This is a genomic window from Pseudomonas entomophila (genome assembly GCF_029193575.1).
Taxonomy (GTDB): domain Bacteria; phylum Pseudomonadota; class Gammaproteobacteria; order Pseudomonadales; family Pseudomonadaceae; genus Aquipseudomonas; species Aquipseudomonas entomophila_G.
Genome location: NZ_JARGCS010000044.1, coordinates 35,074 through 59,303 on the forward strand (window position 1 = coordinate 35,074; position 24,230 = coordinate 59,303).

Genomic DNA, 24,230 nt, shown 5'->3' on the forward strand with positions numbered 1-24,230 from the left:
TGCGTCATGGTGCTGCCCCGATGCCTTTCGGACGTTTCGAACACGTCGCCCAGCAGCCGGCAATGAGCGATTTCTTGACCACGATGCGGTGTTCTCCTCCTCCCGCAGAGCGTGTAAGTGCTGGCCCCACGACAGGGCCAGCACTGCTGTGATGGCAAGCCATCGTCATCCATGCCCGAGGCTGCCACGCACGGGCCGTCAGAATTTCCAGTTCAACCCCACCCGCAGCAACTGCCCATCGTTCTTGAACTTCGAGTCATACCCGGTCCCCGCACCGCCACTGCCTGGGATCACCGCCACGTCCAACTTGTCGGTGCCCAGGTCGTAGTACAGGTACTCGACCTTGAAGCTCAGGTCGTCGGTCACTGACTGCTCGACTCCCGCGCCCACGGTGTAGCCCAGACGGAAGCGCGACTGGTCGCCAGCGAACTGGGTATTGCCGGTGGCCCCGAACATTTCCACGCTTTGCTCGGTCTTGCCGTAGGCCAGGCCGGCGGTGCCGTACACCAGTGTGCGGTTGAACGCATAGCCCACGCGGCCACGCAGGGTGCCGAGGTAGTTGATGCTGGACTTGAACTTGTTGTTCAGCGCAGCGCCGGTGTTCAGGGCGCGGGTGCCGATGTTGCGCGAGTCGCTCAGGTCGGTGGCGGAAATGTCGGTTTCCACACCGACCACCCACTGGTCGAACTGGTAGTTGTAGCCCAACTGCACGCCACCGACGAAGCCGTTGCGGTCCAGGTCGACCGAGCCAGGGCGGGCGCCGCCGGCGATGTTGGCGATGTTCGGGGCGGCCTGGCCCTTGGTGCGCACGTCGTGGTCGCCGCCGAAACCGTAGCCGGCGTTGACGCCGCCGTAGAAACCGGTCCAGTCGTAGGTGCCAGAGGGCTCGGCGGCCTGGGCGGTCATCGCGCCGAGCAGCGAGAGGGTGGTGACGGCGAGGAAGCGATTGAACATGGAAATGCTCCGAAGGTGTCGTTTTCGAGATTGTTCTTGCCCACAGCCCTACGCCGCGTGCGCATGGCATTCGTTGATGGAGATGTGGGGGCTGGCGGTTGCAAGCGTCGATTGGCGCTTTCGAAAAGGACAACGGGTGCCGCGGAGGTTTTATTCCAGGCTTTTTCAGTGAATCTCAAAAACGACATGCCCGCCCTTTGTAGAAGCGGGCTTGCCCCGCGATAGCGTCGTCCGTGCCGGCCGTTGTGTGCCTGATAGACCGCAATCGCGGGGCAAGCCCGCTCAAGGGGCCAATCACGCCAGGTGGCGGTGCAGGGATTCGAACAGCGCTTCGTACAAACGGTCGACCTCGGGCAGCTCCCTGGCCCGCAGGCACCCATGCACCAGCCCGGGCCCGGCGAAGTACTCCACCGGCACGTCCGCCACGCCGAGCCGCCGGGCATAACGCAGGCCGTCATCGCGCAACGGGTCGAACTCGGCCACGCCAATGAACGCTGGCGCCAGCTCCGAGAAATGCTCGGCGCACAGCGGCAGGGCCAGCGGCTGCTGGCGCTGATGGGGGAGGGGGAGGTAGGCATCCAGGCACGCCTGGACGTCGTCGCTGGACAGCAGCGGCGCATCCGCGCAGGCGACGCGCGAGGGGCTGTCGTCATTGCCCAGCGCGGGGTAGATCAGGGCCTGCGTGCAGGGCTGCGCCTCACCCGCTTCACGCAGCGCCAGGCACAACGCGGCGGCCAGGTTGCCGCCGGCGCTGTCGCCGACCACCGCCAGCCGGGCACGGTCGATGGGCTCGCCCAGCACGCCGTCACGCAGCGCGCGCCAGGCCGCCAGGCTGTCGTCCAGGGCGGCGGGGAAGGGGTGTTCCGGCGCCAGCCGGTAGTCCACCGCCACCACTAGCAACCCCAAGCGCGCGGCCAGCTCCGCGCAGAAGAACGCATGCGAGTCGAGCCCGCCCAGCATCCAGCCACCGCCATGCAGGAACAGCACCGCTGGCCAGCCGCTGGCAGGGGCTGGGTGCGCGGGGTGGAACAGGCGCAGCGGGGCCAGCCCCGGCAGCAGCAGGTCGCGCACTCGCAGGCCCGCTGGCGGCGGCGGGGTGAAGGCCGTGGCCATGCGCGTATAAGCGGTGCGTTGCGCGGCCAGGTCCGGGTCGGCACTGGCGAAGGTGCAGGTGCGTTCGACGAAGGCCGCCATGCCGGCGGACAGCGGGTAGTGGGTCATGGCGGCATCCGTTCCCAGGGTGGCTTACTGGCTGGCGACCAGGGAGGCGTCGGCCGGCTTGCCCTCGAAGGTGGTCACCCCGACCAGCCAGGCGCTGACCTGCTCCGGGTGGGCCTTGAGCCAGGCGCGGGCGGCGTCGATCGGCGGGGTGCGGGCGAGGATGGGCTCCATCACCTCGCTCACGCCCTCGCTGGTGAAGCGCAGGTTGTGCAACAGCTTGGCGACGTTGCCGCACTGCTGCTGGTAACCGGCGGCGGTCATGATCGAGACGGTCGCCGAGCCTTCGTCGGGGCCGAAGGCATCGTCGCTGCCGGAGAGGTATTTCATGTCGATCTGCAGGTTCATCGGATGCGGCTTCCAGCCGGCGAACACCACCCACTGCTTCTTATCGACCTCGCGCTTGACCGCCGCGAGCATGCCTGCTTCGCTGGACTCCACGCCCTTGAAGCCCTTCAGGCCGAACTTATCGTCGGCGATCATCTGCGCGGTGATACGGTTCATGCCGCTGCCCGGCTCGATCAGGTAGATCTTGTTGCCCAGCTTGTCGCGGAACTTGGCGATGTCGGCGAAGGTTTTCAGGCCTGCGTCATAGGCATAGGCCGGCACTGCGTAGGTCGACTGCGCATCGCTCAGGGTGGCGGGGGTGATGACCTCGATCTGTTGTTTGTCCAGGAACGGTTGGGCCACCGGGCGCATGGTCGGCTGCCAGTAGCCGAGGAACACGTCCAGGCGCTTCTCGGCCATGCCGCCGAGGATGATCTGCTGCGAGGCGCTGGTCTGCTTGACGTTGTAGCCCAGGCTGCCCAACAGGGCCTCGGCGACGGCGCTGCTGGCCACCACGTCGGTCCAGTTCACCGAGCCCATGCGCACGTTCTGGCACGCCGCAGGTTCCGCGGCCCAGGTGTGGGTGGTGAGGGTGAGCAACGCGGCGCAGGCGGCCGCTGTGATCGAACGCTTCATGACTTCTCCCCTAAAGGCCTTTGCGGCACTGTTTATCGTTGTTGTGGTGTCATGGCCCCGCGCGCGGCGGTGGCTGTTTGCCAAGGTACGGAGAGTCTGCGACGAAATAGCGCACCCTGGCGACCTGTAGTTGCACGCTGGCGACTTGCCCCGCGATAGGGCTGGCATCGCCAGTACAAGGCCCTGCCCATGAGACAACCCGCCACGTTGACGCCCCGCCCGCCAATTTGTTTGTGCTGGCGTTTCGGTTACAATCCGCAACCGTTTCAGCCGACTCCGTCAATCAGACGAAAGGCTGTCTCGCACAAGGGTTCTCTGGCTGCCGAACAATGATCACAAAAAGCCTGCGCTGAAGAACAGAAACACCTGGGCCAGCCACAGGCCCATCCTCCGTTCTCACTGACTGGAAGTGATCAATGTTCAAGAAAGCTGGCAAGACCTTGCTGGGTCTGGCTGTCGCGGCGAGCTTCATGCAAGCGCACGCCGACGAGGCCAAGAAAGTCGATGTGCTCCTGATTGGCGGCGGCATCATGAGTTCGACCCTGGGCGTATGGCTCAGCGAACTGGAGCCGAGCTGGTCGATGGAAATGGTCGAGCGCCTGGATGGCGTCGCCGAGGAAAGCTCCAACGGTTGGAACAACGCCGGCACCGGCCACTCCGCCCTGGCCGAGCTGAACTACACCCCGATGGACAAGGACGGCAAGGTCAACATCGCCAAGGCTGTCGAGATCAACGAAGCCTTCCAGGTGTCGCGCCAGTTCTGGTCGTGGCAGGTCCGTCAGGGCGTGCTGAAGAACCCGCACTCGTTCATCAACACCACCCCGCACATGAGCTTCGTCTGGGGCGACGACAACATCGCCTTCCTGAAGAAGCGCTACGAAGCGCTGCAGGCAAGCCCGCTGTTCCGCCCGATGCAGTTCTCCGAAGACCACGCGCAGATCGCCAAGTGGGTCCCGCTGATGATGGAAGGGCGTGACCCGAACCAGAAGCTGGCCGTGACCTGGACGCCGATCGGCACCGACGTCAACTTCGGCGAGATCACCCGCCAGTTCGTCGGCCACCTGCAGACCCGCGACAACTTCAAGCTGAAGCTGTCCAGCGAAGTGCAGGACATCAGCCGCAACGAAGACGGCTCCTGGCACGTCGAGTACAAGAACCTGAAGGACGGCACCAAGACCGCTACCGACGCCAAGTTCCTGTTCATCGGTGCCGGCGGCGGCGCGCTGAAGCTGCTGCAGAAGTCGGGCATCCCGGAAGCCAAGGAATACGGCGGCTTCCCGGTGGGTGGCTCGTTCCTGGTGACCGAGAACCCAACCGTTGCCATGCAGCACATGGCCAAGGCCTACGGCATCGCCTCCACGGGCGCGCCACCCATGTCGGTGCCGCACCTGGACACCCGCGTGCTGGACGGCAAGCGCGTGATCCTGTTCGGCCCCTTCGCCACCTTCTCGCCGAAGTTCCTGAAGAACGGCTCGTACCTCGACCTGCTGAGCAGCACCACCGTGCACAACGTGTGGCCGATGACCAAGGTCGGTATCGACGAGTACCCGCTGGTGGAGTACCTCGCCGGCCAGCTGATGCTGTCGGATGACGACCGCTTCGAAGCCCTGCGCACCTACTTCCCGAACGCCAAGAAGGAAGACTGGCGCCTGTGGCAGGCCGGTCAGCGCGTGCAGATCATCAAGAAGGACGAAGCCAAGGGCGGCGTGCTGAAGCTGGGCACCGAGATCGTCGCGTCGAAAGACCGCACCATCGCCGGCCTGCTGGGCGCCTCGCCAGGCGCCTCGACCGCTGCGCCGATCATGCTGACCGTGCTCGAGACCGTGTTCAAGGACAAGGTCGCCACCCCTGAGTGGCAGGCCAAGATCCGCGAGATCGTGCCGAGCTATGGCACCAAGCTGAACGATTCGGCTGCCGCGGTGCAGAAAGAGTGGAACTACACCGCCGAAGTGCTGCAGCTGGAGAAGCCGCCGGTGATCGACCAGAGCGCCGGCACCACTACGGGCGTGGGGTCCACCGCGCCGGTCGAAGGCAAGGCGGCCAACGACCTGGCGCTGTAAGGCTCAGGTTCAGGCTGACGAAAACCACGAGGTCCGTTTCGGCGGTCTCGTGGTTTTTTTGTGGGCGCAGGTTTTGTAGAAGCGCCTGCGGCCCTATCGCGGGGGTAGGAGCGGGCTTGCCTCGCGATGGGCGCACCTCGGTCTTAATCATGACAATTGACATGATTACTATAAATGTCGACTATCATGATTAATCGCCACCCCCAGGGAACGCCCCCATGAAGGTCAGCAGAGAACAAAACGCCCAGAACCGCGAGCGCATCCTCGATACGGCCAGCCATCTGTTCCGTGAAAAGGGTTTCAACGGCATCGGCATCAACGACCTGATGCAGGCCGCCGGCCTCACCCGCGGTGGTTTCTACGGCCATTTCCAGTCCAAGGACGACCTGATGGGCCAGGCCTGCGAGCGTGGCCTTCAGATGAACGCCAGCGACTGGCGCGCCACCCTTGCCAGCGCCCCCGACGGCCCGCTGGCGGCACTGGCGCGTTTCTACCTGTCCGACGGCCACCAGCACAGCAGCGCCAAAGGCTGTGTACTGGCCGCCCTTGGCCCCGACGCGGCGCGGCAGGGGCCCGAGGTGCGCGCGCAGTTCACCCAGGGCGTCGAGACCTTTCTCGACCTGCTCGGCGGCGACCGTGAAAAAGCCATGGCCACGCTCGCCACCCTGGTGGGGGCGCTGGTGCTCTCGCGTGCGGTGGACGACTGCGCACTCGCCCGGGACCTGCGCCAGGCCGCGCGGCAAGCCATCAGCGGAGCGGCGCAATGACCCAGGTCGATACCCTGCAAGGCCAGCGGCGCATCAGCGCCGGGCTGTTGTTCTTGCTCGGCGGCCTGGCGGCGCTGGGCGCGTTGTCGACCAATATCATGCTGCCGTCGTTCCCGGCCATCGCCCAGGCCCTGCACGCCAGCCCGCACGGTCTGGGGCTGACCCTGAGCAGCTTCTTCATCACCTTCGCCCTCGGCCAGTTGCTGGTCGGGCCGCTGTCCGACCGCCTCGGGCGCCGGCCGGTGGTGCTGGCGGGCCTGGCGGTGTTTGTCGCCGGCAGCGCGATCTGCGGCCTGGCCGACTCCCTGGCGCTGCTGGTCGCCGGGCGTGTGGTCCAGGCCCTGGGCGTGTGCGCGGTGTCGGTGCTGGCGCGGGCGATTGCCCGCGACCTGTTCGAGGGCGAGGCGCTGACCCGGGTGCTGGCCTTCACCATGGTGATCATGTCCTCGGCCCCAGGCTTCTCACCGCTGATCGGCGGCTTGCTGGACACCGCGTTCGGCTGGCGCGCGGCGTTCGTGTTCGTCGGCGTGCTGAGCCTGGTGGTGGGCTTCATGTACGTCTCGCGGGTCGGCGAGACCCTGCCGCTGGCGCTGCGCGCCCCGAGTTCGCCAGGCATGATCGCCCGGGGCTATGCCGAGCTGCTGGGCGACTGGCGTTTCAGCCGCCCGGCGTTGGCGGTGAGCCTGGTGATCGGCGCGCTGTATGCGTTCTTTGCCAGCGCGCCGGGGTTGCTGATGGGGCAGTTGGGGCTGTCGGCGGTGCAGTTGGGGGTGTTCTTCGCCCTGACCGTGCTGGTGGTGTTCGCCGCCGGCCTGCTGTCGCCGCGCCTGGTGCACCGGTTTGGCGTGCAGCGGGTGATGCGCGCGGGGGCGGGGCTGGCGCTGGCGGGTTCGGGGTTGCTGATGGCCTGGGCGGGCAGCCTGACGCTGCTGACGTTCTCCCTGGCGATGACGGTGTTCCTGTTCGGCATGGGGCTGGCCAACCCGGTGGGCACGGCGGCGGCGTTGCAGCCGTTCGCCAACAGGGCGGGGCTGGCGTCGGCGTTGATCGGCTTCCTGCAGATGGCGATGGCGGCGGGGGCCTCGGCGCTGGCGTTGGGGTTGCCGTATGCGGCGAGCGTGTCGTTGGCGGGGGTGTTGGCGTTGGCGACGGGGGCGGCGTTGGTGTTGTTCCTGTTGCCGGGAGGGCGGCAGAGCCAGGTGCAGGCGATGAGGTGATGGGGGGCAGTGTCGGTCCTATTGCTCCCACAGGTTCACCGCTGACCCCAGGAAGTGCGGGGTATCTAATGAAATGGTCCTCCCGGGGCTCCCCCAGTGAAAGCTTAGGCTTTCACTGGGGGAGCCCCGGGAGGACCATAGATGTGCGAGCGGGCTTGCCCCGCGATAGGGCCCACACCGATCCATCAGCCTTGCAGAAACCGCTGCGCCAACCCCAACTGCGACTCCGCCAGCTGATGCAGTGCCTGGCTCACCTCGCGGCTGCGCCCGGCCTGCTGGCTGGTGCGTTCGGTGGCCCCCGCGATCTCGGCGATCTGCTGGTTGATCTGCTCGGCCACTTGCCCCTGCTGCTCGATGGCCGCGGCCATCTGCAGGCTCATGCCGCTGATCTGCGCCACCTCCGCGCAGATGCGCGTCAGCGCCTGGCGGGTCTGCTGCACGTCGGTGCTGGCGCGCAGCGCCGCCTGCTCGCCCTGGCGGGCGGTGGCCAGGGCGCTGCCGCTGTCGCTGCGCAGGCGCTCGATGGAACGTTGGATCTGCTCGGTCGACTCACGGGTGCGCGAGGCCAGCCCGCGCACTTCGTCGGCGACCACCGCGAAACCTCGCCCCGAATCCCCCGCGCGCGCCGCCTCGATCGCCGCGTTCAAGGCCAGCAGGTTGGTCTGTTCGGCGATGCCCTGGATCACCTCGGTGATGCTGCCGATCGAGGCGATGGCCTCGGCCAGCTCGCCCACCGCCTGGCCGATCTGCTCCACCGAGGCGCGCATCGATTGGGTCGAGCGCTGGCTGTCGTCCGACAGGCTCTCGCCGTCGCGGGCCAGCTGGTCGGCGTTTTGCGCGGCCTGGGCGGTGTCTTGCAGGTTGCGCGAAAGCGCCTGGATGGTCGCGCTCATCTGCTGGATCGCCGCGGCGGTCTGTTCGGTCTCGCGCACCTGGTGGTCCAGTTGCCCGGCGGAGAACTCGACCACGTCGGCGGAGGTCTGCGCCTGCTGGCGCAGCACCTGGCTGTTGATGCAGATGCGCGACATCACCGTGCTCATGCGCGCGCGCTGGCTGCTCAGGGCCATCGCCAGCAGCGCCGTGGCGTCGGCGTGCGTGCCATGCAGCGGCGCCAGCAGCGGGTCGGCGTAGGCCTGCGGGTAGCGGGCGAGCAGGGCGCGGGCCACCTGGCGCTGGCGCCAGTGCGGTTGCAGGCCGGCCAGCAGCAGCGCCCCTGAAAGCCCAAGGCCCACGGCAGCGGGGACGGCCGCCAGCGCGGTGGCGGCCAGCGCGCCAAGGCCTAGCGCCAGTTGCAGGCCGTGCCCGGCCAACAAGGTGCCCAGGCGTTGCCCGGGCGTCCAAGGCGCGCGGCCCTGTGCCAGGCGCTCGTACAAGGCTTCGGCCTCGCGCACCTGCACGGCTTCCAGCGGCTGGTAGACCGTGCCCAGCGCTGCCAGCTTGCCATCGTCGAACAGCGGCACCACGTACAAGTGGCACCAGTAACGCCCGCCTTGCTTGTGCCGGCCGACCATGGGCGCGGTCCATGGCACGCCAGCGTGCAGCGCCTGCCACATGCTGGCCAGCACCTTCGGCGGCATGCCCGGGTCGTTGATCAGCCCATGCGGCTTGCCGACCAGTTCGTGCTCGGCATAGCCGCTCATGTGCAGGTAGGCGGCATTGCAACTGAGCAGCACGCCTTGGGGGTCGAGCCGGGAAATGGCCGGCTCCTGGAACAGCGCAAGGGGGGCTTGCATGTGACGACTCCTTGCCCGGTTACCAGGCCATGACCCGCTCGGCGCGCATCTTGCGCACCATGGCATCGAAGAACTTGGTGGCGAAACCGCTCTCGCGGATCAGCATCGCGGTGAGGTCGGCGCACTTGGCGGCGATGCCATCCTGCAGCGGGTTGTCCTCGCCCCCCAGGGCGCCGGCGGCGCACTGGTTCTCGGCGGCGCGCTGCACGGTCCAGAGCAGGAAGAAGGCCTTCTCGATGCTGCTTTCGCCCACCGCCACGCCGTGGTTGCGCAGCACCAGCACGTGCTTGTCGCCCAGGCTCTGGATCATCCGGGCTTTCTCTTCGTCGAACAGGGTGATGCCCTCGAAGGTGTGGTAGCCGACCCGGCCGAACAGCTGTGCGCCATAGAAGTCGTCATGGGTGAAACCGCGCTTTTTCTGCACCACGGCGGAAATCGGCGTGGTGTGGGTGTGGATCACGCAGTGCAGGTCGTCGCGCGCGCCGTGCACGGCGCTGTGCAGGGCGAAGCCGGCGGGGTTGCCGTCGTAGGGCGAGGCTTCGAGCTTGGTGCCGTGCAGGTCGACCTTGAGCAGGTTGGCCGGCGTCACCTCCACGTAGTTCAGGCCGAAGGGGTTGACCAGGTAGTGGTGCGCAGGCCCCGGCAGGCGCGCGGAGATGTGGTTGAAGATGGTTTCGGTCCAGCCGAAGTAGTCGACCAGGTGGTAGCAGTGCGCGAGCTTGACGCGCAGGGCCCACTCTTCGTCGCTGCAATGGGCGGGTTTGTGCAAGGCGTGCGGGGCAGTCATCGGGGGCTCCTAGTCAGTGGGCGGAACGGGCGCCGCGAAAGCGCGCCAGGTTGAGGATGTCGCGGGTGGTGGGCATGGGCAGGCCATGGTGTCCGGCCAGTTCGATCACCGCATCGCCGATGGCTGCCAGTTCCAGCGGGCGACCTTGCTCATGGTCTTGCAGCATCGAGGTGCGCACCGCACCCATGCCGGCACCCAGCTCCATGAAGGTCTGCGGGTCGAAGTCGATGCGCGCGCTGTAGGCGGCGGCGGTCAGCAAGGTTTCGTCGAGCACCTTGCGCACCACGGCACTGAGCCCGGGCTGGGCGTACAACTCCTCCAGCGTGGCGCCGGTGATGACCGACAACGGGTTGGAGGTGAGGTTGGCGATGATCTTGGTCCACAGCGGGTCGCGGATGCGCTCGGTGGCGCGCGCCTCGATGCCGGCGCGGGCGATCAGCGCGCGCACCCGCTCCAGGCGTTCGCTCAGCTGGCCGTTGGGTTCGCCGAGAATCATCAGGTGCGGGTTGTTCGAGCGCACCACGCCGGGGGCGTCGTTCTGCGCGGTGATGAACACCACGCAGCCGAGCACGTGGCGCACATCGAGGCTGGCGCTGAGCACGCCCTGTGGGTCGACGGCTTCGACACGGCGGCCGGCGAAGCGCCCCTCGACACCGTGGAAGTACCACCAGGGCACACCGTTGACCACCGGCACCACCACGGTGTCGGGGCCGATCAGTGGCGTGAGGGTGGGCAGCAGGCCGGCCAGGGCCGGGGCCTTGGTGCAGATGAACAGCACGTCCTGTTCGCCGATGGCCTGGCAGTCGTCGCTGGCGGCTACCGGCACATGGTGTTCGCCGTCCAGGTCGGTCAGGCGCACGCCGTGGCTGCGCAGGGCGGCGAGGGTGGCGCCACGGGCCAGCAGGCTGACCGGCTGGCCGCTGGCAGCCAGGCGCGCGGCGAGCGTGCAGCCGATGGCGCCGGCGCCTGCGATGCAGACGCGCGGGGTGGGTGAATCGGGCATGGCAGGGTTCCTTGAGGCGGAAGGGCGCCCGCCGGGCGGGCGCCTCGGGTTCAAGTGGCGAGCATTTCCTGATGCTTGCTGGCCAGGCCCAGGTACGACTCGATCACCCGGGGGTCGTCGGCCAGTTGCGCGGCCGGGCCCTGCATGGCGATCTGCCCGGTCTCCAGCACGTAGGCGTAGTCGGCCACGCGCAGCGCGGCGCGGGCGTTCTGCTCCACCAGCAAGATCGACACCCCCTGCTGGCGCAAGGTGGTGATGATGCGGAAAATCTCGCGGGTGATCAGTGGCGCCAGGCCCAGGCTCGGCTCGTCGAGCATCAGCAGCTTGGGCTTGGCCATCAGCGCCCGGCCCACGGCGAGCATCTGCCGCTCGCCGCCGGACAGGGTGGCGGCCAGTTGGTCGCGGCGTTCCTTGAGGCGCGGGAACAGCGTGTACACCTCGTCGAGCGTCTGGGCATGGTCGCGCAGGCCGCTGCGGTGGCGCTGGAAGGCGCCCAGCAACAGGTTGTCGGCCACGCTCATGCTGCTGAACAGCTCACGTTTTTCCGGCACCAGGCCCAGGCCGCGGGCGACCATCACCTCGACCTCGGGCACCGCTTCCAGGCTGCCGTCGAAGGCCACCTGGCCGCGCGAGCCGAGCACGCCCATGATCGCGCTCAGCAGGGTGGTCTTGCCGGCGCCGTTGGGGCCGATCACCGTGACGATCTGCCCCTGGCCCACGCGCAGGCTGGCATTGGACAGCGCCTCGACCTTGCCGTAGGCGACGCTCAGGTCGCTGACTTCCAGCACTGGGTTGCTCACCCGATTGTCCGGGCGCAGGGGTTCTTGTACTGGCATGTTCATCACTCCGCACCTCCGAGATAGGCTTCCAGCACCGCAGGGTCGCGCTGCACGTCGGCCGGCAGGCCGAAGGCGATGCATTGGCCGAATTCCATCACCACTACCCGATCGACCAGGCCCATGACGAAGTCCATGTCGTGCTCCACCAGCAGGATCGCCATGCCTTCGCTGCGCAGGCGGCTGAGCAGCAGGCCGAGGGCCTCCTTCTCCTTGTGGCGCAGGCCAGCGGCCGGCTCGTCGAGCAGCAGCAGGCAGGGGTTGGCGCACAAGGCGCGGGCGATCTCCAGGATGCGCTGCTGCCCCAGGGCCAGGCTGCCGGCCTCCACGTGCAGGTAGTCGCCCAGGCCGACGCGCTCCAACTGGCGCCGGGCTTCGGCCAGCAAGCGCGCTTCTTCGCCACGGTCCAGGCGCAGGGCCGCGGCCAGCACGCCCTTGCTGCCACGCAGGTGGGCGCCGAGGGCGACGTTCTCCAGCACGCTCATCTGCGGGAGCAGCTTGACGTGCTGGAAGGTGCGGCTCATGCCCATGCGCGCCACGCGGCGCGAGGGGATGCCGTTGATGCGCTGGCCGCGGAACAGCACGTCGCCCGAAGTTGGCGTGTCGACCCCCGAGAGCTGGTTGAACAGGGTGCTCTTGCCGGCGCCGTTGGGGCCGATCAAGGCGAGGATCTCGCCGCTGCGCACGTCCAGGCTCATGTCGTTGTTGGCCACCAAGCCGCCGAAGCGACGGGTGACGTGGCGCGCTTCGAGCAGCACCTCGCCGGGCGCCGGTGCTTCGCGGGTCGGCAGCGCGGTGGCGTCTTCCAGGGCGCGCGCGGCCTTGGCCGGTTTCCAGGCGCTGGGCAGCAGGCGCAGCAGCAGCGGCCACAGGCCGGCCGGGGCGCGTTGCATCAGCAGCACGATGGCGATGCCGAAGACGATCACCTCGTAGTTGCCGGTGCTGCCCAGCAGCTGCGGCAGCAGGTCTTGCAGCCACTGCTTGAGCAGGGTCAGCACGCCAGCGCCGAGCAGCGCGCCCCAGACGCTGGCCACGCCGCCGATCAGCGCCATGAACAGGTAGTCGATGCCCATGTGCAGGCCGAACGGGGTGGGGTTCACGAAGCGTTGGGTGTGGGCGTACAACCAGCCGGACAGTGCGGCGAACAGCGCGGCGATGAGGAAAATCACCATCTTCGCGCGGAAGGTGTTCACGCCCATCGACTCGGCCATCAGTTGGCCGCCCTTGAGTGCGCGGATGGCGCGGCCCTCACGCGAGTCCAGGAGGTTCTGGGTGATGAGCATGGCGCACAGCAGGATGGCCCAGATCAGGTAGTAGATCTTCTCGCCCTTGTCGAGCGTCCAGCCCAGCAGCGAAATGCTCGGCAGGCCGCTGACCCCGGTGTGGCCACCCAGCGATTCCAGGGTGCCGAACAGGTAGTACAGCGACAGGCCCCAGGCGATGGTGCCCAGCGGCAGGTAGTGGCCCGAGAGCTTGAGGGTCAGGGCACCGAGGATCAGCGCCACGGCGGCGGTCAGGGCCAGGCCCACCAGCAGGGTCAGCCAGGGCGAGGCGCTGGTCCAGGCCAGCCAGGTGGGCAGGTCCTGCACGGTGGTGAGGTAGGCGCTGGTGTAGGCGCCCAGGCCGACGAAGGCCGCCTGGCCGAAGCTGGTCATGCCGCCGACCCCGGTGAGCAGCACCAGGCCCAGCACCACCAGGGTGTACAGGCCGATGTAGTTGAGCAGGGTCACGTAGTACGGCGGCAGCAGCGCCGGCGCCACGGCCAGCACGGCGACCAGGGCGAGGATCAGGTAGCGCGGTTTCATTCATCGTCCTCCACGTGACGGCTGGTAAGGGAGCGCCAGAGCAGGAACGGGATGATCAGGGTGAAGACGATGATCTCCTTGTAGGTGCTGGCCCAGAACATCGAGAACGCCTCGATCAGGCCCACGCCCAGGGCGCCCAGGGCCGCCGCCGGGTAGCTCACCAGGCCGCCGATGATGGCGCCGACGAAGCCCTTGAGGCTGATGACGAACCCTGAGTCGAAGTACAGGGTGGTGATCGGCGCGATGAGAATCCCCGACAACGCCCCGATGAAGGTCGCCAGGGTGAAGGTGGCCTTGCCGGCCAGGTTCGGCGAGATGCCCATCAAGCGCGCGCCCAGGCGGTTCACCGCCGTGGCGCGCAGGGCCTTGCCGTACAGGCTGCGCTCGAAGAACAGGAACAGGCTGATGATCAGCGCCAGGGACACGGCGATCACCCACAGGGTCTGGCTGTTGAAGGTCACCGGGCCCACGCTCAGCCCGCCGTCGGAGAACGGCGCGGTGCGCGCGCCTTCCGGGCCGAACAGCAGCAGGGCGATGCCGACCATGGCCACGTGCACGGCGATCGACACGATCAGCAGCACCAGCGAGCTGGCCGAGGCCAGTGGCTGGAACACCAGGCGGTAGAGCAGCGGGCCCAGGGGCACCACCAGCGCCAGGGTCAGCAGGGCCTGCACGGCCATCGGCAGTTCGGCCAGCGGCAGGCTGCGCAGCAGTGCCAGCAAGCCCAGGGCGTAACCGAGCTTGACCGCGACGCGCCTGGGGAAGCGCCAGGCGCGCTGGGCGCGCGCCGCGTCGAACAGGTCCAGGGCGCAGTCGGCCAGGGTCAGTGCCAGCAACAACCACACCAGCGCAGTGGGCTGGCCGGCTTGCAGCGCGGCCATGGTCAGTGCGCCATAGGTGACGAATTCGCCCTGGGGAATCAGCAGGATGCGCGTGACGGTGAAGACCAGCAGGATCGACAGGGCCAGCAGCGCGTAGATGGCGCCGTTGGTGATGCCATCCTGGCCGAGCAGCAGGGCTATCTGGGAATTCATAGTGAAACACTCTTATTGCACGTGCCGTGGGAAGCGCGCAGGGGCGCCCGACGCCGGCGACGGCGGGGCGGCCTGCGCGGGCGATCAGTTGCTGCCGAGCAGGGTCCAGTTGCCGTTCTTCACCTGGATCAGCTCGCGGCCACGCTCGTCGAAGCCGCTGTGGTCGGCCGGGGTCATGTTGTACACGCCCTGGGTCGCCGGCACTTCATGGCTGGCCTCCAGCGCGTCGCGCAGCGCCGCGCGGAACTCGGCGGTGCCTGGCTGGGCCTTGCCGGCGGCCAGCGGAATGGCCTTCTGCAGCAGCAGGCCGGCGTCGTAGGTGTTGGCGCCGAAGGTGGCCGGCTTGCTGCCGTTGAGTTTCTCGTAGGCGGCCACGTAGTCACGCGCGATGGCCTTGGACGGGTGGCTGTCGGGCATCTCGTCGAGCACCAGCATCAGGCTGGCGGCGAGGATGGTGCCTTCGACCTTCTTGCCGCCGAGCTTGAGGAAGTCCGGCAGCGCGGCGCCGTGGGTCTGGTACATCTGGCCACGGTAGCCCTGGTCGTACAGCGTGGTTTGCGGCAGCACCGCGGCGCTGCCGGGGGCCGCCACCAGCACGGCGTCGGGGCGTGCGGCCAGCAGCTTCAGGCTCTGCCCGGTGACCGAGGTGTCCTGGCGCTGGAAGCGTTCGCTGGCCACCAGCTTGATGCCGTGCTCGGTGGCCAGGGCGCCCATCACCTTCGACCAGTTCTCGCCGTAGGGGTCGGCGGTGCCGATCAGGCCGAGGGTCTTCACGCCACGGCGGGTCATGTCCTCGACCAGGGCCTTGGCGATCAGGTCGTCGTTCTGGGTGGTCTTGAACACCCATTTCTTCTGCTCGTTCATCGGCAGCACCACGGCGGCGGTGCCCACCGGTGCCAGCAGTGGCACGCCAGCCTCGGCGGCGAACTGGATCACGCCCATGGCGTTGGGCGAGCCGCTGGGGCCGATGATCGCGTCGACGTTCTCTTCGCTGATCAGCTTCTTCAGGGCCTTGACGGTGGCGGTGGGGTCGCTGCCGTCATCCAGGGCGATGTACTTCACCTGCTGATCGCCCGCCTGGGTCGGCAGCAAGGGTACGGAGTTCTTCTGTGGGAGCCCGACCAGGGCGATGGGGCCGGTGGAGGAGGTGATGACGCCGATTTTCACGTCCGCCTGCGCATGGGCAATGCAGGCGGCGCTCAGGAGCAGGGTGGACACGGCTTTCTTGAAGTGCATGACGTACTCCGGTTGCAAGGCTGGTGAGAGGCAGTGGTCCACAGGGGACGTCGACGCGGTGGGCGACGTGGGCGTGCTGCCTTCTTGTTGTTCTTGCGCTTTGGGGGCGCTGCCGGCGGGTCTACCGCCTGGCTGGAGGGTTTGATTGCACCTCCCGTGCCAGAAAAATCCGCAGGAGGGCTGCGCGACCCCGTGGCAGGGCCTTCGCAAGGGCGCGCACGGGTGGGCCCGGGGGTGGCCTGAAGGTGCATTTCGCCATCATTTCTCAGGGGGCTGAAAAGGCGAGCAAGGCAGCGTTGCAGGCGGTTCGCAGGCCATCGGCGAGGTGGTTTTTTTAGGGTGAAAAACTAATCTTTTTTTGCCTGTAAATTTTATTTTTTAGGCTGAATATTTTTTCGTGTGATGACGTTTTATCTGTTCGATAATCGGTCAGTTCGCGTGGGTGATCGGTGCCGTGAATTTGTCCTGGAAAGAATGACTTCTGTCGTTTTTTATAAATAAAGTACTGATTTTAAAAGATTTAAATGATTTTCATATCGCAGGTCGATTTTTCCAGGCTGTTACCAATCTGCACGTTTATGTGGCGTATCCCTCAAAAAGTGCACCGAATTTACACACTTTTTCCTGTGATAATTCAATTGACTTTTCACGTAATTATTCCGATTCTTCGCAACGCGGAGTGGCACTGTGCTCACAGGCCGCGCCCGGGGTTTTACCCATAACAATAAGAAGGGGTGTTCCTGCTGTTCAGGCAATGGCCTTGCCTACGACCTTTTTGCAGTCAGTGGTTATAAAAACAACACTGCGGATTAACTGCCAACACGCGCTTCGTCATTAATCTGCTCCCACTCAATGCGCCTTGCGTGCGCATGTAAGAAAGGATCAAGTCCATGTTCCAGAAGAAGAACGGGCTGGTCGGCGGTGTTGCCGCCGCAGGCCTGATGGGGTTGTTCGCGCCGAATTTCGCCCACGCGGATTTCATCAACGACCGCCAGGTCAGCCTGGGGTTGCGCAACTTCTACATCGACCGTGATTTCAAGCAACACGACGCGCCCAAGTCGCGCATCGGCAGTTGGACCCAGGGGTTCGATTTTCGCGCCATCTCCGGCTACACCGAAGGGCCGCTGCAATTCGGCCTGGACGTCTCGGCGCAATATGCCTACCGCCTCGACGGCGGCGGCGGTCGCGGCCCGGACACCATCATTCCGTACGACGACAGCAAGGGTGAGCAGGTGCGCGACTACGGCCGCGCCGCCCTCACCGCGAAGATGCGCTACTCCAAGACCGAGTTGAAGGTCGGCGAGCATCGGCCGATGCTGCCGGTGGCGTTCTACGACGACTCGCGCCAGTTGATCACCACCTATCATGGCTTCCTGCTGGAGTCGCGCGAGATCGACAAGCTGACCCTCACCGCCGGGCGCTTCGACGAGATCAGCAGCCGCGAGTCGTCCAACCGCGAGAAGCTGTACCTGTTCAACGGCCCGGACATCCAGCGCCGCAGCGATGGCCTGAACTTCGGCGGCGCCACCTACGCCTTCACGCCGGCGCTGACGGCCTCGTACTTCTATGGCCAGCTCGAAGACATCTACCAGCAGCAATACCTGGGCGGCACCTACAACGCCGACCTGGGCGGCGGCTTCGGGCTCAAGACCGACCTGCGCTACTTCGACCACCGCGCAGACGGCAAGGCGCTGTACGGCGACATCGACAACCGTTCCTACGGCGTGATGACCACCCTGCGCAAGGGCGCCCATGCCATCGGCGTCGGCTACCAGCGCATGCTCGGCGAGTCGGCCTTCCCGACCCTCAACGGCTATGCGCCGCAACCGTACCTGGTGAACTGGTCGACCGTCGCCTTCGTCAAGCCCAACGAGAGTTCCTGGCAGTTGCGCTACGACCTGGACTTCGCGCCCTACGGCGTGCCGGGGCTGAAGTTGATGACCCGCTACATGCGCGGCACTGGCATCGACCGGGGCAGCAACGCGCTGGACCAGAACGTCGAGAGCGAGCGCAACTTCTTCCTCAGCTACGTGATCCAGAGCGGGCCGCTCAAGGGGCTGGGGCTGGAGTGGCGCAACATCGACGTGAAGACGCGTTACGGCAATGGCAGTGCGTCGGGGGCGGATTACCAGGAGAACCGCTTGATCACCACCTACACCTTCAAGTTCTGAGGCACCCGCCGGGCCGGCCTGGGTGCCGGCCCGCAGGTGCACTGCCGACGAGGCCCCAATGCGACTCTACGAACTGATCACTTTCACCTTGCGCGTGCGCACCCCGGCGTTGGCGCTGGAGTGCCTGCAACACACGCTGGCGCAGGCGGCGCCAGGTTGTACCTTGATGGGGTGCTGGGCTTCGGAGATCGGCCCGCTCAACCAGGTCGCCGTGCTGCGCGGGTTTGTCGACGAAGCCGCACGGCAGGCTGAGCGCGAGCGTTTTCTGACCACGCACGATGCCTTTGGCATCGAGCAGTACTTGCTGGACATGCAGGTGGCCAACTACAGCCTGTTCCCGTTCCTCGAGCCCCTGGCGCCTGGCAACCACGGGCCGTTCTACGAACTGCGCGAGTACCACCTGGTGCCTTCGGGCGTGGTGCCGTGCATGGAGGGGTGGAGGAAGGCGATCGGGCCTCGCACCGCGGAAGGTTATTCGGCGGTGTACGCGGCGTTCTACGCGACCGATGGGCGAACCCCGCGCTACCTGCATATCTGGCCCTACGCCAGCCAGGAGCAGCGTTTGGAGGTACGTACCCGAGCGGTGGCGGACGGGGTTTGGCCGCCCGAGAACTCTGCGCCGCTGTTGCGTGAGATGCATTCCACGTTGTATTTGCCCGCCCGTTTCTCGCCGCTGCGTTGACAGCCGGTTTTCACCGTTCATCGCGCATTATGCCCGCTGCTCCTCGCGGGCTTTTTTGCGTGTGGGTGGCTGGATTTGCCGGCCCACTTTCATGAAACCCACCACCGCGAAGATGAAAGGCAACCCGCTGAAAGGCTGTCGAAAGAAATGTGTTTCAGGATGTGGCCGAGTGCGCCTCGCTGCGCAGCGATTCCAAGAACAATGAAAACAGAGGCTGGCCATGTCCCAGGAAACTGCCCTGAGTGCGGTTGAACGCAGCACCTTACGCAAGATTGGATGGCGGATCGTCCCCTTCCTCGTCCTGTGTTACTTCATCGCCTATGTCGATCGGGTCAACATCGGCTTCGCCGCCTTGACCATGAGCAGCGACATCGGCCTCACGTCCACCCTGTTCGGCTTCGGCACCAGCCTGTTCTTCGTGGCCTACGTGCTGTTCGAAATGCCCAGCAACGTCGCCATGGAACGTTTCGGCGCGCGCCGCTGGATCGCCCGCATCATGATTTCCTGGGGCATCGTCGGTTTCCTCTCGGCGTTCGCCGTGGGGCCTGTGTCGTTCTCGGTGTCGCGTTTCCTGCTGGGGGCCGCCGAGGCCGGGTTCTTCCCCGGCGTGATCCTCTACCTCACCCAGTGGGTGCCCAAAGCCTATCTCGCGCGCCTGGTGGCGATCTTCATGGTGGCGATCCCGCTGTCGAGCTTCTTCGGCTCGCCGCTGTCGGCCATGCTGATGAAACTGGACGGCACCTGGGGCTTCAAGGGCTGGCAATGGCTGCTGATGCTCGAAGCGTTGCCGGCAGTTGCGCTGGGCGTGCTGGCCTGGTTCATGCTGCCGAGCACGCCGAACGAAGCGAAGTGGCTGCGCCCCGAAGAGCGCCAGTGGCTGCAGGCGTGCCTGGCCGCCGAGCACGAGGAAAAGCTGCGCGCGGCGCCTGCCGATGACGGGCAGGGGAGGAGCAAGATCCTCGCCGCCCTGACCAACCGCCATGTGTGGATCCTGGCGATGATCTACACCGGCAGCTCGGCCACCAGCAACACCCTCTCGCTGTGGATGCCGCAGATCCTCAAGTCGTTCGACATGAGCACCACCGAGGCCGGCCTGTTGAACATGATCCCGTTCGGCGTGGCCGCGGCGTTCATGATCGTGTGGGGCATTCGCACCGACAAGAGCGCCGAGCGCCTGTGGAACACCGCCATCCCCCTGGCGCTGGTGGCGGTGAGCATCGCCGCGACCCTGCTCACCGGGTCGCTGGTGCTGACGCTGATCCTGCTGACCTTCGCGTTGATGGGCAACTACGCGGTCAAGGGGCCGTTCTGGTCGCTGACCTCCGAGTCGCTGTCGGCACCGGTGCTGGCGGCGGGCATCGCCGCGATCAACACCCTGGGGCACCTGGGGACCGGCGTGATGAGCTTCCTGATCGGCTACCTCAAGGAAACCACCGGCAGCTTCCCGGTGGCGCTGACGCCGCTGTGCCTGCTCACCGTCATCGGGTGTTTCCTGGTGTTCGTGATCGGCCGGCAGAGCGCCCGAACGGTGGTGCGCCAGCCCACAGTGCGGTGAGCCGCACCGGCCTCATCGCGAGCCGGCAAACCCACCGCCAACCTCACGCCTCTTCGAAATGCATCTCCGGCGGCTGCCGGCGGAACCCGCCGGTCAGCACCGTCAGGTACACCACCCCCGCCGCCAGCCACGCCAGCCCCAGGTAGATCGCCAGGTGATCGAGGCTGGCCATCAACCACAGGTCCGCCGCCAGGCCGATCAACGGGAACAGCACGAACAGCACCGCCCCACGCAGCCCACGCTCACCTCGGGCGATCCAGTAGTGGAAGATCACCGACAGGTTCACCAGGCTGAACGCCAGGAACGCGCCGAAGTTGATGAACGAGGTCGAGGTGGTCACGTCCATGCGCAACGCCAGCAGCGCCACCACGCCGCACAGCACGATGCTGCCCACCGGGGTGCCGAAGCGCTCGCTCAAGCGGCCGAAGAACGACGTGGGCAGCACGCCGTCGCGGCCCATGGCGAACAGCAGGCGCGAGGCGCTGGCCTGGGCGGACAGGCCCGAGGTGAACTGGCCGACGATCAGGCCGATCAGGAAGCAACTGACGAACAGGTCGCCGCCGATGTTGCGGGCGATCTCGTAGGCCGCCGAGTCGGCGTTGTCGAAGGTGGTGGAAGGGTGCGCCAGCTGCACGAAGTAGCTGGCGGCGATGAAGATGAAGCCGCCGATCAGGGTGATCAGCAATATCGCCCGGGGGATGTTCTTGCGCGGCTCGTGGGTTTCCTCGGTGAGGGTGCTCACCGCATCGAAGCCCAGGAACGAATAGCAGGCGATCGCCGCGCCGCTCATGATCAGCGGCAACTGCACGCCTTCCTTGAAGAATGGCGCCAGCGACCACAGCGGTGTGCTCGCATCGCCCAGCACATAGTGCACCGCCAGCGCGACGAAGGCCGCCAGCACCAGGAACTGCACCAGCATCAGCGCGCCGTTGATGTTCTTCGCCAGGCGCAGGCCGACCACGTTGATCGCCGTGGTGACGCCGATGAACGCCAGCACCCACAGCGCCTGTGGCACGGCGGGGAAGGCCGAGTGCAGGTAGGCGGCGCCGATCAGCCAGATGGCCATGGGCAGGAACAGGTAGTCGAGCAGCACTGCCCAGCCGGCGAGGAAGCCCAGTTTCGGGCTGATGGATTTGCGCACGTAGGTGTAGGCCGAGCCCGCGACTGGGAAGGCCGCGGCCATGCGCCCGTAGCTCAGGGCGGTGAACAGCATGGCGACGGACGCGGCGAGGTAGGCCGAGGGCACCACGCCGCCGGTGGTGTCGGCGAGGATGCCGAAGGTGCCGAGGACGATGATCGGGGTCATGTAGGCGATGCCGAACAGCACCACCGAACCGAGCGAAAGGGTTCGCGTGAGTCGAGCCATTACTGCGTACTCCAATTTGTGTTTGTTATGCAGAGTCGAAATCGACGCAAAGGCGGCGTCCCTGGCCGGCCGCGGATCGTTGTCAGGGTGGGTTGCCGGGGCCGCTGTGCGGCCCCGCCCGCGATCAGTCCCCGATCACCAGTTCACGCAGGCCATCGGCCCGCTCGCGCACCTCGCCCGGTAGCACGAAACGCCGCTCGGCCAGGTAGCTGTAGTCACGCCGCGCCGCCTCCAATTGCCCCAGGTCCAGCGCCAGGCCGACCCGACACGCCTCGCGCCCGGCCTCGCACAGCACCTGGCCAAACGGGTCGACCACCGCGCTGCCGCCAGCGAACACCAGCCCGCCATCACCCTCGCCGACGCGGTTGACCATCACCGCGAAGGCCTGGTTCTCCATGGCCCGCGCGCTGATCGCGGTGCGGTGGGTGGGGCCGTAGGGGTCCATGTTGCCGTTGGTCACCAGCAGCAGCTCAACGCCCAACTGCCCCAGGGCGCGGGCGCTTTCCGGGAACTCGATGTCGAAGCAGATCAAAAGGCCCACGCGCACGCCCTTGAACAGCGTGGTGGCGTAGCGGTCGCCGGGGGTGAAGATGCCGCGGTCGGAGGCCCACAGGTGGGTCTTGCGGTACTGGAGCGCAATGCCGTCCGCCGTGATCAGCACGGTGGTGTTGTAGAACCGGCCGTCTTCGCCCGCCTCGGCCAACCCGACCACCACGCCCACGTCGCGGGCCTTGGCGGCTTCCTGCACGGCGCGCACGCTGGGGCCATCGAGCGGTTCGGCGAGCTGGGCGATATTGGCCTCGGTGGGGAACCCCATCAGTTGGGTCTCGGGAAACACCACCAGGTCCGTACCGCGGGGGCAGGCGTGGATTGCCGCCAGGGTGCGGCCCAGGTTGTAGGCGGTGTCGCCATCACGACCGGCCAGTTGCACGAGTTCGACCTTCATTGCAGCTCCTCTGATAAACCCATCCCAGCCCGCCGCGCTCCCTGTCGGAGCGGGCTCGCCCCGCGATGGCGTTGGCAAGGCCCCCACGTCAAGGGCGCCCCACCCGGAAAAATGACCGCCCGGCCAAAACCGGTCAGAATGCGCCGAGTATGCAGTTGGCCACCGTGCCGGGGTAATTACGCCCATGTGTTAACCCAACAGGGGTAGAGGCATGAACCTTACGCTCCAGGACCTGGCCTGGCACCGCGCGGTCGGGCAACTGATCGAAACCTTGGACCAGCCCGGCTTCTGGCTCGCCCAGGTGCGCCTGCTCAAGCAGTATGTGCCGTTCGACAGCTGGGTGGCGCTGCTCTTCAGCAATGGCCGGCCGCAGGTGTTCGCCGAATGTCCTGCCGAGGACGGCGGCCCCGACCCGCTGTTCCAGGACTACCTCAAGGGCCTGTACCTGCTCGACCCGTTCTACATCGCCAGCCGCGAGGCCCCTGGCAGCGGCCTGTTCCAGCTGGCCGACGTGGCCCCGGAATGCTTCGAGCAGACCGATTACTACCAGCGTTACTTCCGCCTCAACGTGGTCGCCGATGAAGTGCAGTTCAACGTGCAGCTCGACGCCGAGCGCACCTTGTGCCTGTCGCTGGGCAGCAAGGGCCGCTTCAGCCCCGAGCAGGTCACCCTGCTGGACCTGCTGCGCCCCTGGGTGGCGGGGCTGATGCGCCAGCGCATGGCCTTCGAGCGCGAGCTGCTGGAGCAGGCCACGCCGCCGGCGCCGCGCTGGCAGAGCCGCCTGGAGGAAACCGTCGAGGCCCTGGAAACGCCGCTGACCGCGCGCGAGCTGGAGGTGGGGCGGTTGATGCTCAGCGGCTGCTCGAGCAAGGAAATCGCCCGCAAGCTGGCGATTTCGGCGGAGACGGTGAAGGTGCACCGCAAGCACATGTACAGCAAGCTGGGGATCAAGTCGCAGTCGGAGTTGTTTTCGTTGTTCCTTCAGGCGCAGGGGTAGACAGGCGCAGGGGGAGAGGACGGCTTGAGATTGCGTTGCACCTGTTCATCGTCCTGGAAACGACCGAGGGGCGTATGTGCAAGCTACTGTTGGGGGCGCCGGCGAGTGCGGCACTGACCTGGGAGATCAGTGGCCTGGTGTGCTACCGGGGGATACAGGACAAGCCGGGCCACTACGCGCTGGACTTCAATGTGGCCTGACACTGCGAGAGCAGGGCTGGCCCTCTCGCGGGGCATATCAGAAAAGCCAACTTACAACGAAAACTCCTACACGAAACAGCGATTTTCCCTTCCATTTCGCAGCTTGCGACAGCCTGCATGCCGGAATAAATTCCCTCAGTCGCGGCAAATTCCGCGACCGGGCGTAGGAACCCGTTGGTAAACTTGGCGCAAGCACCAGGCGCCCCTCACCACAGCAGGCGCTTTTTTGTGCCCGCCGTGTCATGGCGGCTGTGTGTGGGCAGGCCTTGGCCTGGCCGGGTTTCCAAGTTTCCCGGTATTCCTACCCCACACACGGCTGCCACCCAATCCCGTAGGAAGGATCGTGGTAGCTCCAACCCAAACTTGGAGCCTTATGCATGCTGATCTTGATCCCCGCATCCGCTCGCCGCCCACTGGCGGTCCCTCATCCATCCTCCAGGTTCAGGCAGGTGTCCCATGACTGACCAGGAACGCTTGTCCTCGATTCAGAACTACGCCTGGACCCTTGAACTGCTTGGGGAGGCGTTGGTTCAGCATGATGAAATCCTGGAGTGTGAGCACAACCCGCACCTGAGTTTTCGCAACACGGCGGGTATCCATCAGGCGATCCAGATCATCAGCCGTTTGGTCAGTGAGCAGTGTGGGAAGTTGGGGCATTTGAAAGGGCAGGTAGTGGAGTAGGCCTGGGCTTGCCCCGCGA

The 24,230-nt window shown here is 66.4% G+C and carries 21 protein-coding genes; 9 read left to right on the plus strand and 12 right to left on the minus strand.

Translation table 11 applies throughout. From position 1 onward, the window contains the following. Positions 1-198: 198 nt before the first annotated feature. The 3 genes from P0Y43_RS20290 to choX all read right to left on the minus strand — a co-directional run bounded on the left by P0Y43_RS20290 (position 199) and on the right by choX (position 3,135). Positions 199-954 (minus strand): outer membrane protein, encoded by a 756-nt coding sequence (locus P0Y43_RS20290; protein ID WP_275639055.1) that lies wholly within the window; start codon positions 952-954, stop codon positions 199-201. 294 nt (positions 955-1,248) lie between these two features. Beyond that, positions 1,249-2,175, minus strand: coding sequence for an alpha/beta hydrolase (locus P0Y43_RS20295; RefSeq protein ID WP_275639056.1), 927 nt, complete (start codon positions 2,173-2,175; stop codon positions 1,249-1,251). 24 nt (positions 2,176-2,199) lie between these two features. Then, entirely contained in the window at positions 2,200-3,135 is a 936-nt protein-coding gene (gene choX / locus P0Y43_RS20300; protein ID WP_275639057.1) for a choline ABC transporter substrate-binding protein, read from the minus strand. 416 nt (positions 3,136-3,551) lie between these two features. On the opposite strand from choX, the gene mqo reads away from it, so the two are divergent. The 3 genes from mqo to P0Y43_RS20315 all read left to right on the plus strand — a co-directional run bounded on the left by mqo (position 3,552) and on the right by P0Y43_RS20315 (position 7,179). Continuing rightward, on the plus strand, positions 3,552-5,195 hold the full coding sequence (gene mqo / locus P0Y43_RS20305) for a malate dehydrogenase (quinone) (protein ID WP_275639058.1): 1,644 nt from the start codon (positions 3,552-3,554) through the stop codon (positions 5,193-5,195). Positions 5,196-5,413: 218 nt separating this feature from the next. Then, positions 5,414-5,962 (plus strand): TetR/AcrR family transcriptional regulator, encoded by a 549-nt coding sequence (locus tag P0Y43_RS20310; RefSeq protein ID WP_275639059.1) that lies wholly within the window; start codon positions 5,414-5,416, stop codon positions 5,960-5,962. Next, the gene (locus P0Y43_RS20315) at positions 5,959-7,179 is read left to right on the plus strand and encodes a multidrug effflux MFS transporter (protein ID WP_275639060.1); all 1,221 of its coding nucleotides are present in this window, start codon (positions 5,959-5,961) and stop codon (positions 7,177-7,179) included. The genes P0Y43_RS20310 and P0Y43_RS20315 overlap by 4 nt, the downstream gene beginning before the upstream one ends. A 185-nt stretch (positions 7,180-7,364) precedes the next feature. On the opposite strand, the gene P0Y43_RS20320 is transcribed toward P0Y43_RS20315, so the two are convergent. The 7 genes from P0Y43_RS20320 to P0Y43_RS20350 all read right to left on the minus strand — a co-directional run bounded on the left by P0Y43_RS20320 (position 7,365) and on the right by P0Y43_RS20350 (position 15,613). After that, positions 7,365-8,912, minus strand: a complete 1,548-nt coding sequence (locus tag P0Y43_RS20320; protein WP_275639061.1) for a methyl-accepting chemotaxis protein — start codon at positions 8,910-8,912, stop codon at positions 7,365-7,367. 19 nt (positions 8,913-8,931) lie between these two features. After that, a complete protein-coding gene (locus tag P0Y43_RS20325) occupies positions 8,932-9,699 on the minus strand; it encodes a class II aldolase/adducin family protein (protein ID WP_275639062.1) in 768 nt (255 codons plus the stop codon). 13 nt (positions 9,700-9,712) lie between these two features. Then, entirely contained in the window at positions 9,713-10,702 is a 990-nt protein-coding gene (locus P0Y43_RS20330) for a ketopantoate reductase family protein (RefSeq protein ID WP_275639063.1), read from the minus strand. A 50-nt stretch (positions 10,703-10,752) separates the two neighbouring features. Further along, positions 10,753-11,544, minus strand: coding sequence for an ABC transporter ATP-binding protein (locus P0Y43_RS20335; protein ID WP_275639064.1), 792 nt, complete (start codon positions 11,542-11,544; stop codon positions 10,753-10,755). Continuing rightward, a complete protein-coding gene (locus P0Y43_RS20340; RefSeq protein ID WP_275639065.1) occupies positions 11,544-13,343 on the minus strand; it encodes a branched-chain amino acid ABC transporter ATP-binding protein/permease in 1,800 nt (599 codons plus the stop codon). Before P0Y43_RS20340 ends, P0Y43_RS20335 begins: the two co-directional genes overlap by 1 nt. Further along, positions 13,340-14,377 carry a branched-chain amino acid ABC transporter permease gene (locus P0Y43_RS20345; RefSeq protein WP_275639066.1) on the minus strand — a complete coding sequence of 346 codons (1,038 nt, stop codon included), beginning with the start codon at positions 14,375-14,377 and terminating at the stop codon, positions 13,340-13,342. Before P0Y43_RS20345 ends, P0Y43_RS20340 begins: the two co-directional genes overlap by 4 nt. 84 nt (positions 14,378-14,461) lie before the next feature. Further along, positions 14,462-15,613 carry an ABC transporter substrate-binding protein gene (locus P0Y43_RS20350; RefSeq protein WP_275639067.1) on the minus strand — a complete coding sequence of 384 codons (1,152 nt, stop codon included), beginning with the start codon at positions 15,611-15,613 and terminating at the stop codon, positions 14,462-14,464. Positions 15,614-16,503: 890 nt separating this feature from the next. Between P0Y43_RS20350 and P0Y43_RS20355 the strand changes: the two genes are divergently transcribed. From P0Y43_RS20355 to P0Y43_RS20365, 3 genes are all read left to right on the plus strand, one after another. Beyond that, complete coding sequence (locus tag P0Y43_RS20355) at positions 16,504-17,784, plus strand: OprD family porin (protein ID WP_275639068.1); 1,281 nt, start codon at positions 16,504-16,506, stop codon at positions 17,782-17,784. Between the two features lie 58 nt (positions 17,785-17,842). After that, a complete protein-coding gene (locus P0Y43_RS20360; RefSeq protein ID WP_275639069.1) occupies positions 17,843-18,466 on the plus strand; it encodes an NIPSNAP family protein in 624 nt (207 codons plus the stop codon). Positions 18,467-18,686: 220 nt separating this feature from the next. Next, positions 18,687-20,021, plus strand: coding sequence for an MFS transporter (locus P0Y43_RS20365; protein ID WP_275639070.1), 1,335 nt, complete (start codon positions 18,687-18,689; stop codon positions 20,019-20,021). Positions 20,022-20,064: 43 nt separating this feature from the next. On the opposite strand, the gene P0Y43_RS20370 is transcribed toward P0Y43_RS20365, so the two are convergent. Both P0Y43_RS20370 and P0Y43_RS20375 read right to left on the minus strand, forming a co-directional pair. Further along, positions 20,065-21,387: an APC family permease gene (locus tag P0Y43_RS20370; RefSeq protein WP_275639071.1), complete on the minus strand. Its 1,323-nt coding sequence runs from the start codon at positions 21,385-21,387 to the stop codon at positions 20,065-20,067. 124 nt (positions 21,388-21,511) lie between these two features. Further along, positions 21,512-22,333 (minus strand): carbon-nitrogen hydrolase family protein, encoded by an 822-nt coding sequence (locus P0Y43_RS20375; protein WP_275639072.1) that lies wholly within the window; start codon positions 22,331-22,333, stop codon positions 21,512-21,514. A 211-nt stretch (positions 22,334-22,544) separates the two neighbouring features. On the opposite strand from P0Y43_RS20375, the gene P0Y43_RS20380 reads away from it, so the two are divergent. The 3 genes from P0Y43_RS20380 to P0Y43_RS20390 all read left to right on the plus strand — a co-directional run bounded on the left by P0Y43_RS20380 (position 22,545) and on the right by P0Y43_RS20390 (position 24,211). Then, positions 22,545-23,330: a helix-turn-helix transcriptional regulator gene (locus P0Y43_RS20380; RefSeq protein ID WP_275639073.1), complete on the plus strand. Its 786-nt coding sequence runs from the start codon at positions 22,545-22,547 to the stop codon at positions 23,328-23,330. Between the two features lie 74 nt (positions 23,331-23,404). After that, positions 23,405-23,530: a hypothetical protein gene (locus P0Y43_RS20385; protein ID WP_275639074.1), complete on the plus strand. Its 126-nt coding sequence runs from the start codon at positions 23,405-23,407 to the stop codon at positions 23,528-23,530. 456 nt (positions 23,531-23,986) lie between these two features. Then, a complete protein-coding gene (locus P0Y43_RS20390; protein ID WP_275639075.1) occupies positions 23,987-24,211 on the plus strand; it encodes a hypothetical protein in 225 nt (74 codons plus the stop codon). Positions 24,212-24,230: the final 19 nt, after the last annotated feature.

Coding starts and splice junctions, on each gene's coding strand:
- P0Y43_RS20370 (WP_275639071.1), bottom strand. CDS start 21,387: ATGGCTCGACTCACGCGAACCCTTTCGCTCGGTTCGGTGGTGCTGTTC.
- P0Y43_RS20330 (WP_275639063.1), bottom strand. CDS start 10,702: ATGCCCGATTCACCCACCCCGCGCGTCTGCATCGCAGGCGCCGGCGCC.
- P0Y43_RS20350 (WP_275639067.1), bottom strand. CDS start 15,613: ATGCACTTCAAGAAAGCCGTGTCCACCCTGCTCCTGAGCGCCGCCTGC.
- P0Y43_RS20355 (WP_275639068.1), top strand. CDS start 16,504: ATGTTCCAGAAGAAGAACGGGCTGGTCGGCGGTGTTGCCGCCGCAGGC.
- P0Y43_RS20335 (WP_275639064.1), bottom strand. CDS start 11,544: ATGAACATGCCAGTACAAGAACCCCTGCGCCCGGACAATCGGGTGAGC.
- P0Y43_RS20390 (WP_275639075.1), top strand. CDS start 23,987: ATGACTGACCAGGAACGCTTGTCCTCGATTCAGAACTACGCCTGGACC.
- P0Y43_RS20365 (WP_275639070.1), top strand. CDS start 18,687: ATGTCCCAGGAAACTGCCCTGAGTGCGGTTGAACGCAGCACCTTACGC.
- P0Y43_RS20360 (WP_275639069.1), top strand. CDS start 17,843: ATGCGACTCTACGAACTGATCACTTTCACCTTGCGCGTGCGCACCCCG.
- P0Y43_RS20380 (WP_275639073.1), top strand. CDS start 22,545: ATGAACCTTACGCTCCAGGACCTGGCCTGGCACCGCGCGGTCGGGCAA.
- mqo (WP_275639058.1), top strand. CDS start 3,552: ATGTTCAAGAAAGCTGGCAAGACCTTGCTGGGTCTGGCTGTCGCGGCG.
- P0Y43_RS20325 (WP_275639062.1), bottom strand. CDS start 9,699: ATGACTGCCCCGCACGCCTTGCACAAACCCGCCCATTGCAGCGACGAA.
- P0Y43_RS20375 (WP_275639072.1), bottom strand. CDS start 22,333: ATGAAGGTCGAACTCGTGCAACTGGCCGGTCGTGATGGCGACACCGCC.
- P0Y43_RS20290 (WP_275639055.1), bottom strand. CDS start 954: ATGTTCAATCGCTTCCTCGCCGTCACCACCCTCTCGCTGCTCGGCGCG.
- P0Y43_RS20315 (WP_275639060.1), top strand. CDS start 5,959: ATGACCCAGGTCGATACCCTGCAAGGCCAGCGGCGCATCAGCGCCGGG.
- P0Y43_RS20345 (WP_275639066.1), bottom strand. CDS start 14,377: ATGAATTCCCAGATAGCCCTGCTGCTCGGCCAGGATGGCATCACCAAC.
- P0Y43_RS20385 (WP_275639074.1), top strand. CDS start 23,405: ATGTGCAAGCTACTGTTGGGGGCGCCGGCGAGTGCGGCACTGACCTGG.
- P0Y43_RS20310 (WP_275639059.1), top strand. CDS start 5,414: ATGAAGGTCAGCAGAGAACAAAACGCCCAGAACCGCGAGCGCATCCTC.
- P0Y43_RS20340 (WP_275639065.1), bottom strand. CDS start 13,343: ATGAAACCGCGCTACCTGATCCTCGCCCTGGTCGCCGTGCTGGCCGTG.
- choX (WP_275639057.1), bottom strand. CDS start 3,135: ATGAAGCGTTCGATCACAGCGGCCGCCTGCGCCGCGTTGCTCACCCTC.
- P0Y43_RS20320 (WP_275639061.1), bottom strand. CDS start 8,912: ATGCAAGCCCCCCTTGCGCTGTTCCAGGAGCCGGCCATTTCCCGGCTC.
- P0Y43_RS20295 (WP_275639056.1), bottom strand. CDS start 2,175: ATGACCCACTACCCGCTGTCCGCCGGCATGGCGGCCTTCGTCGAACGC.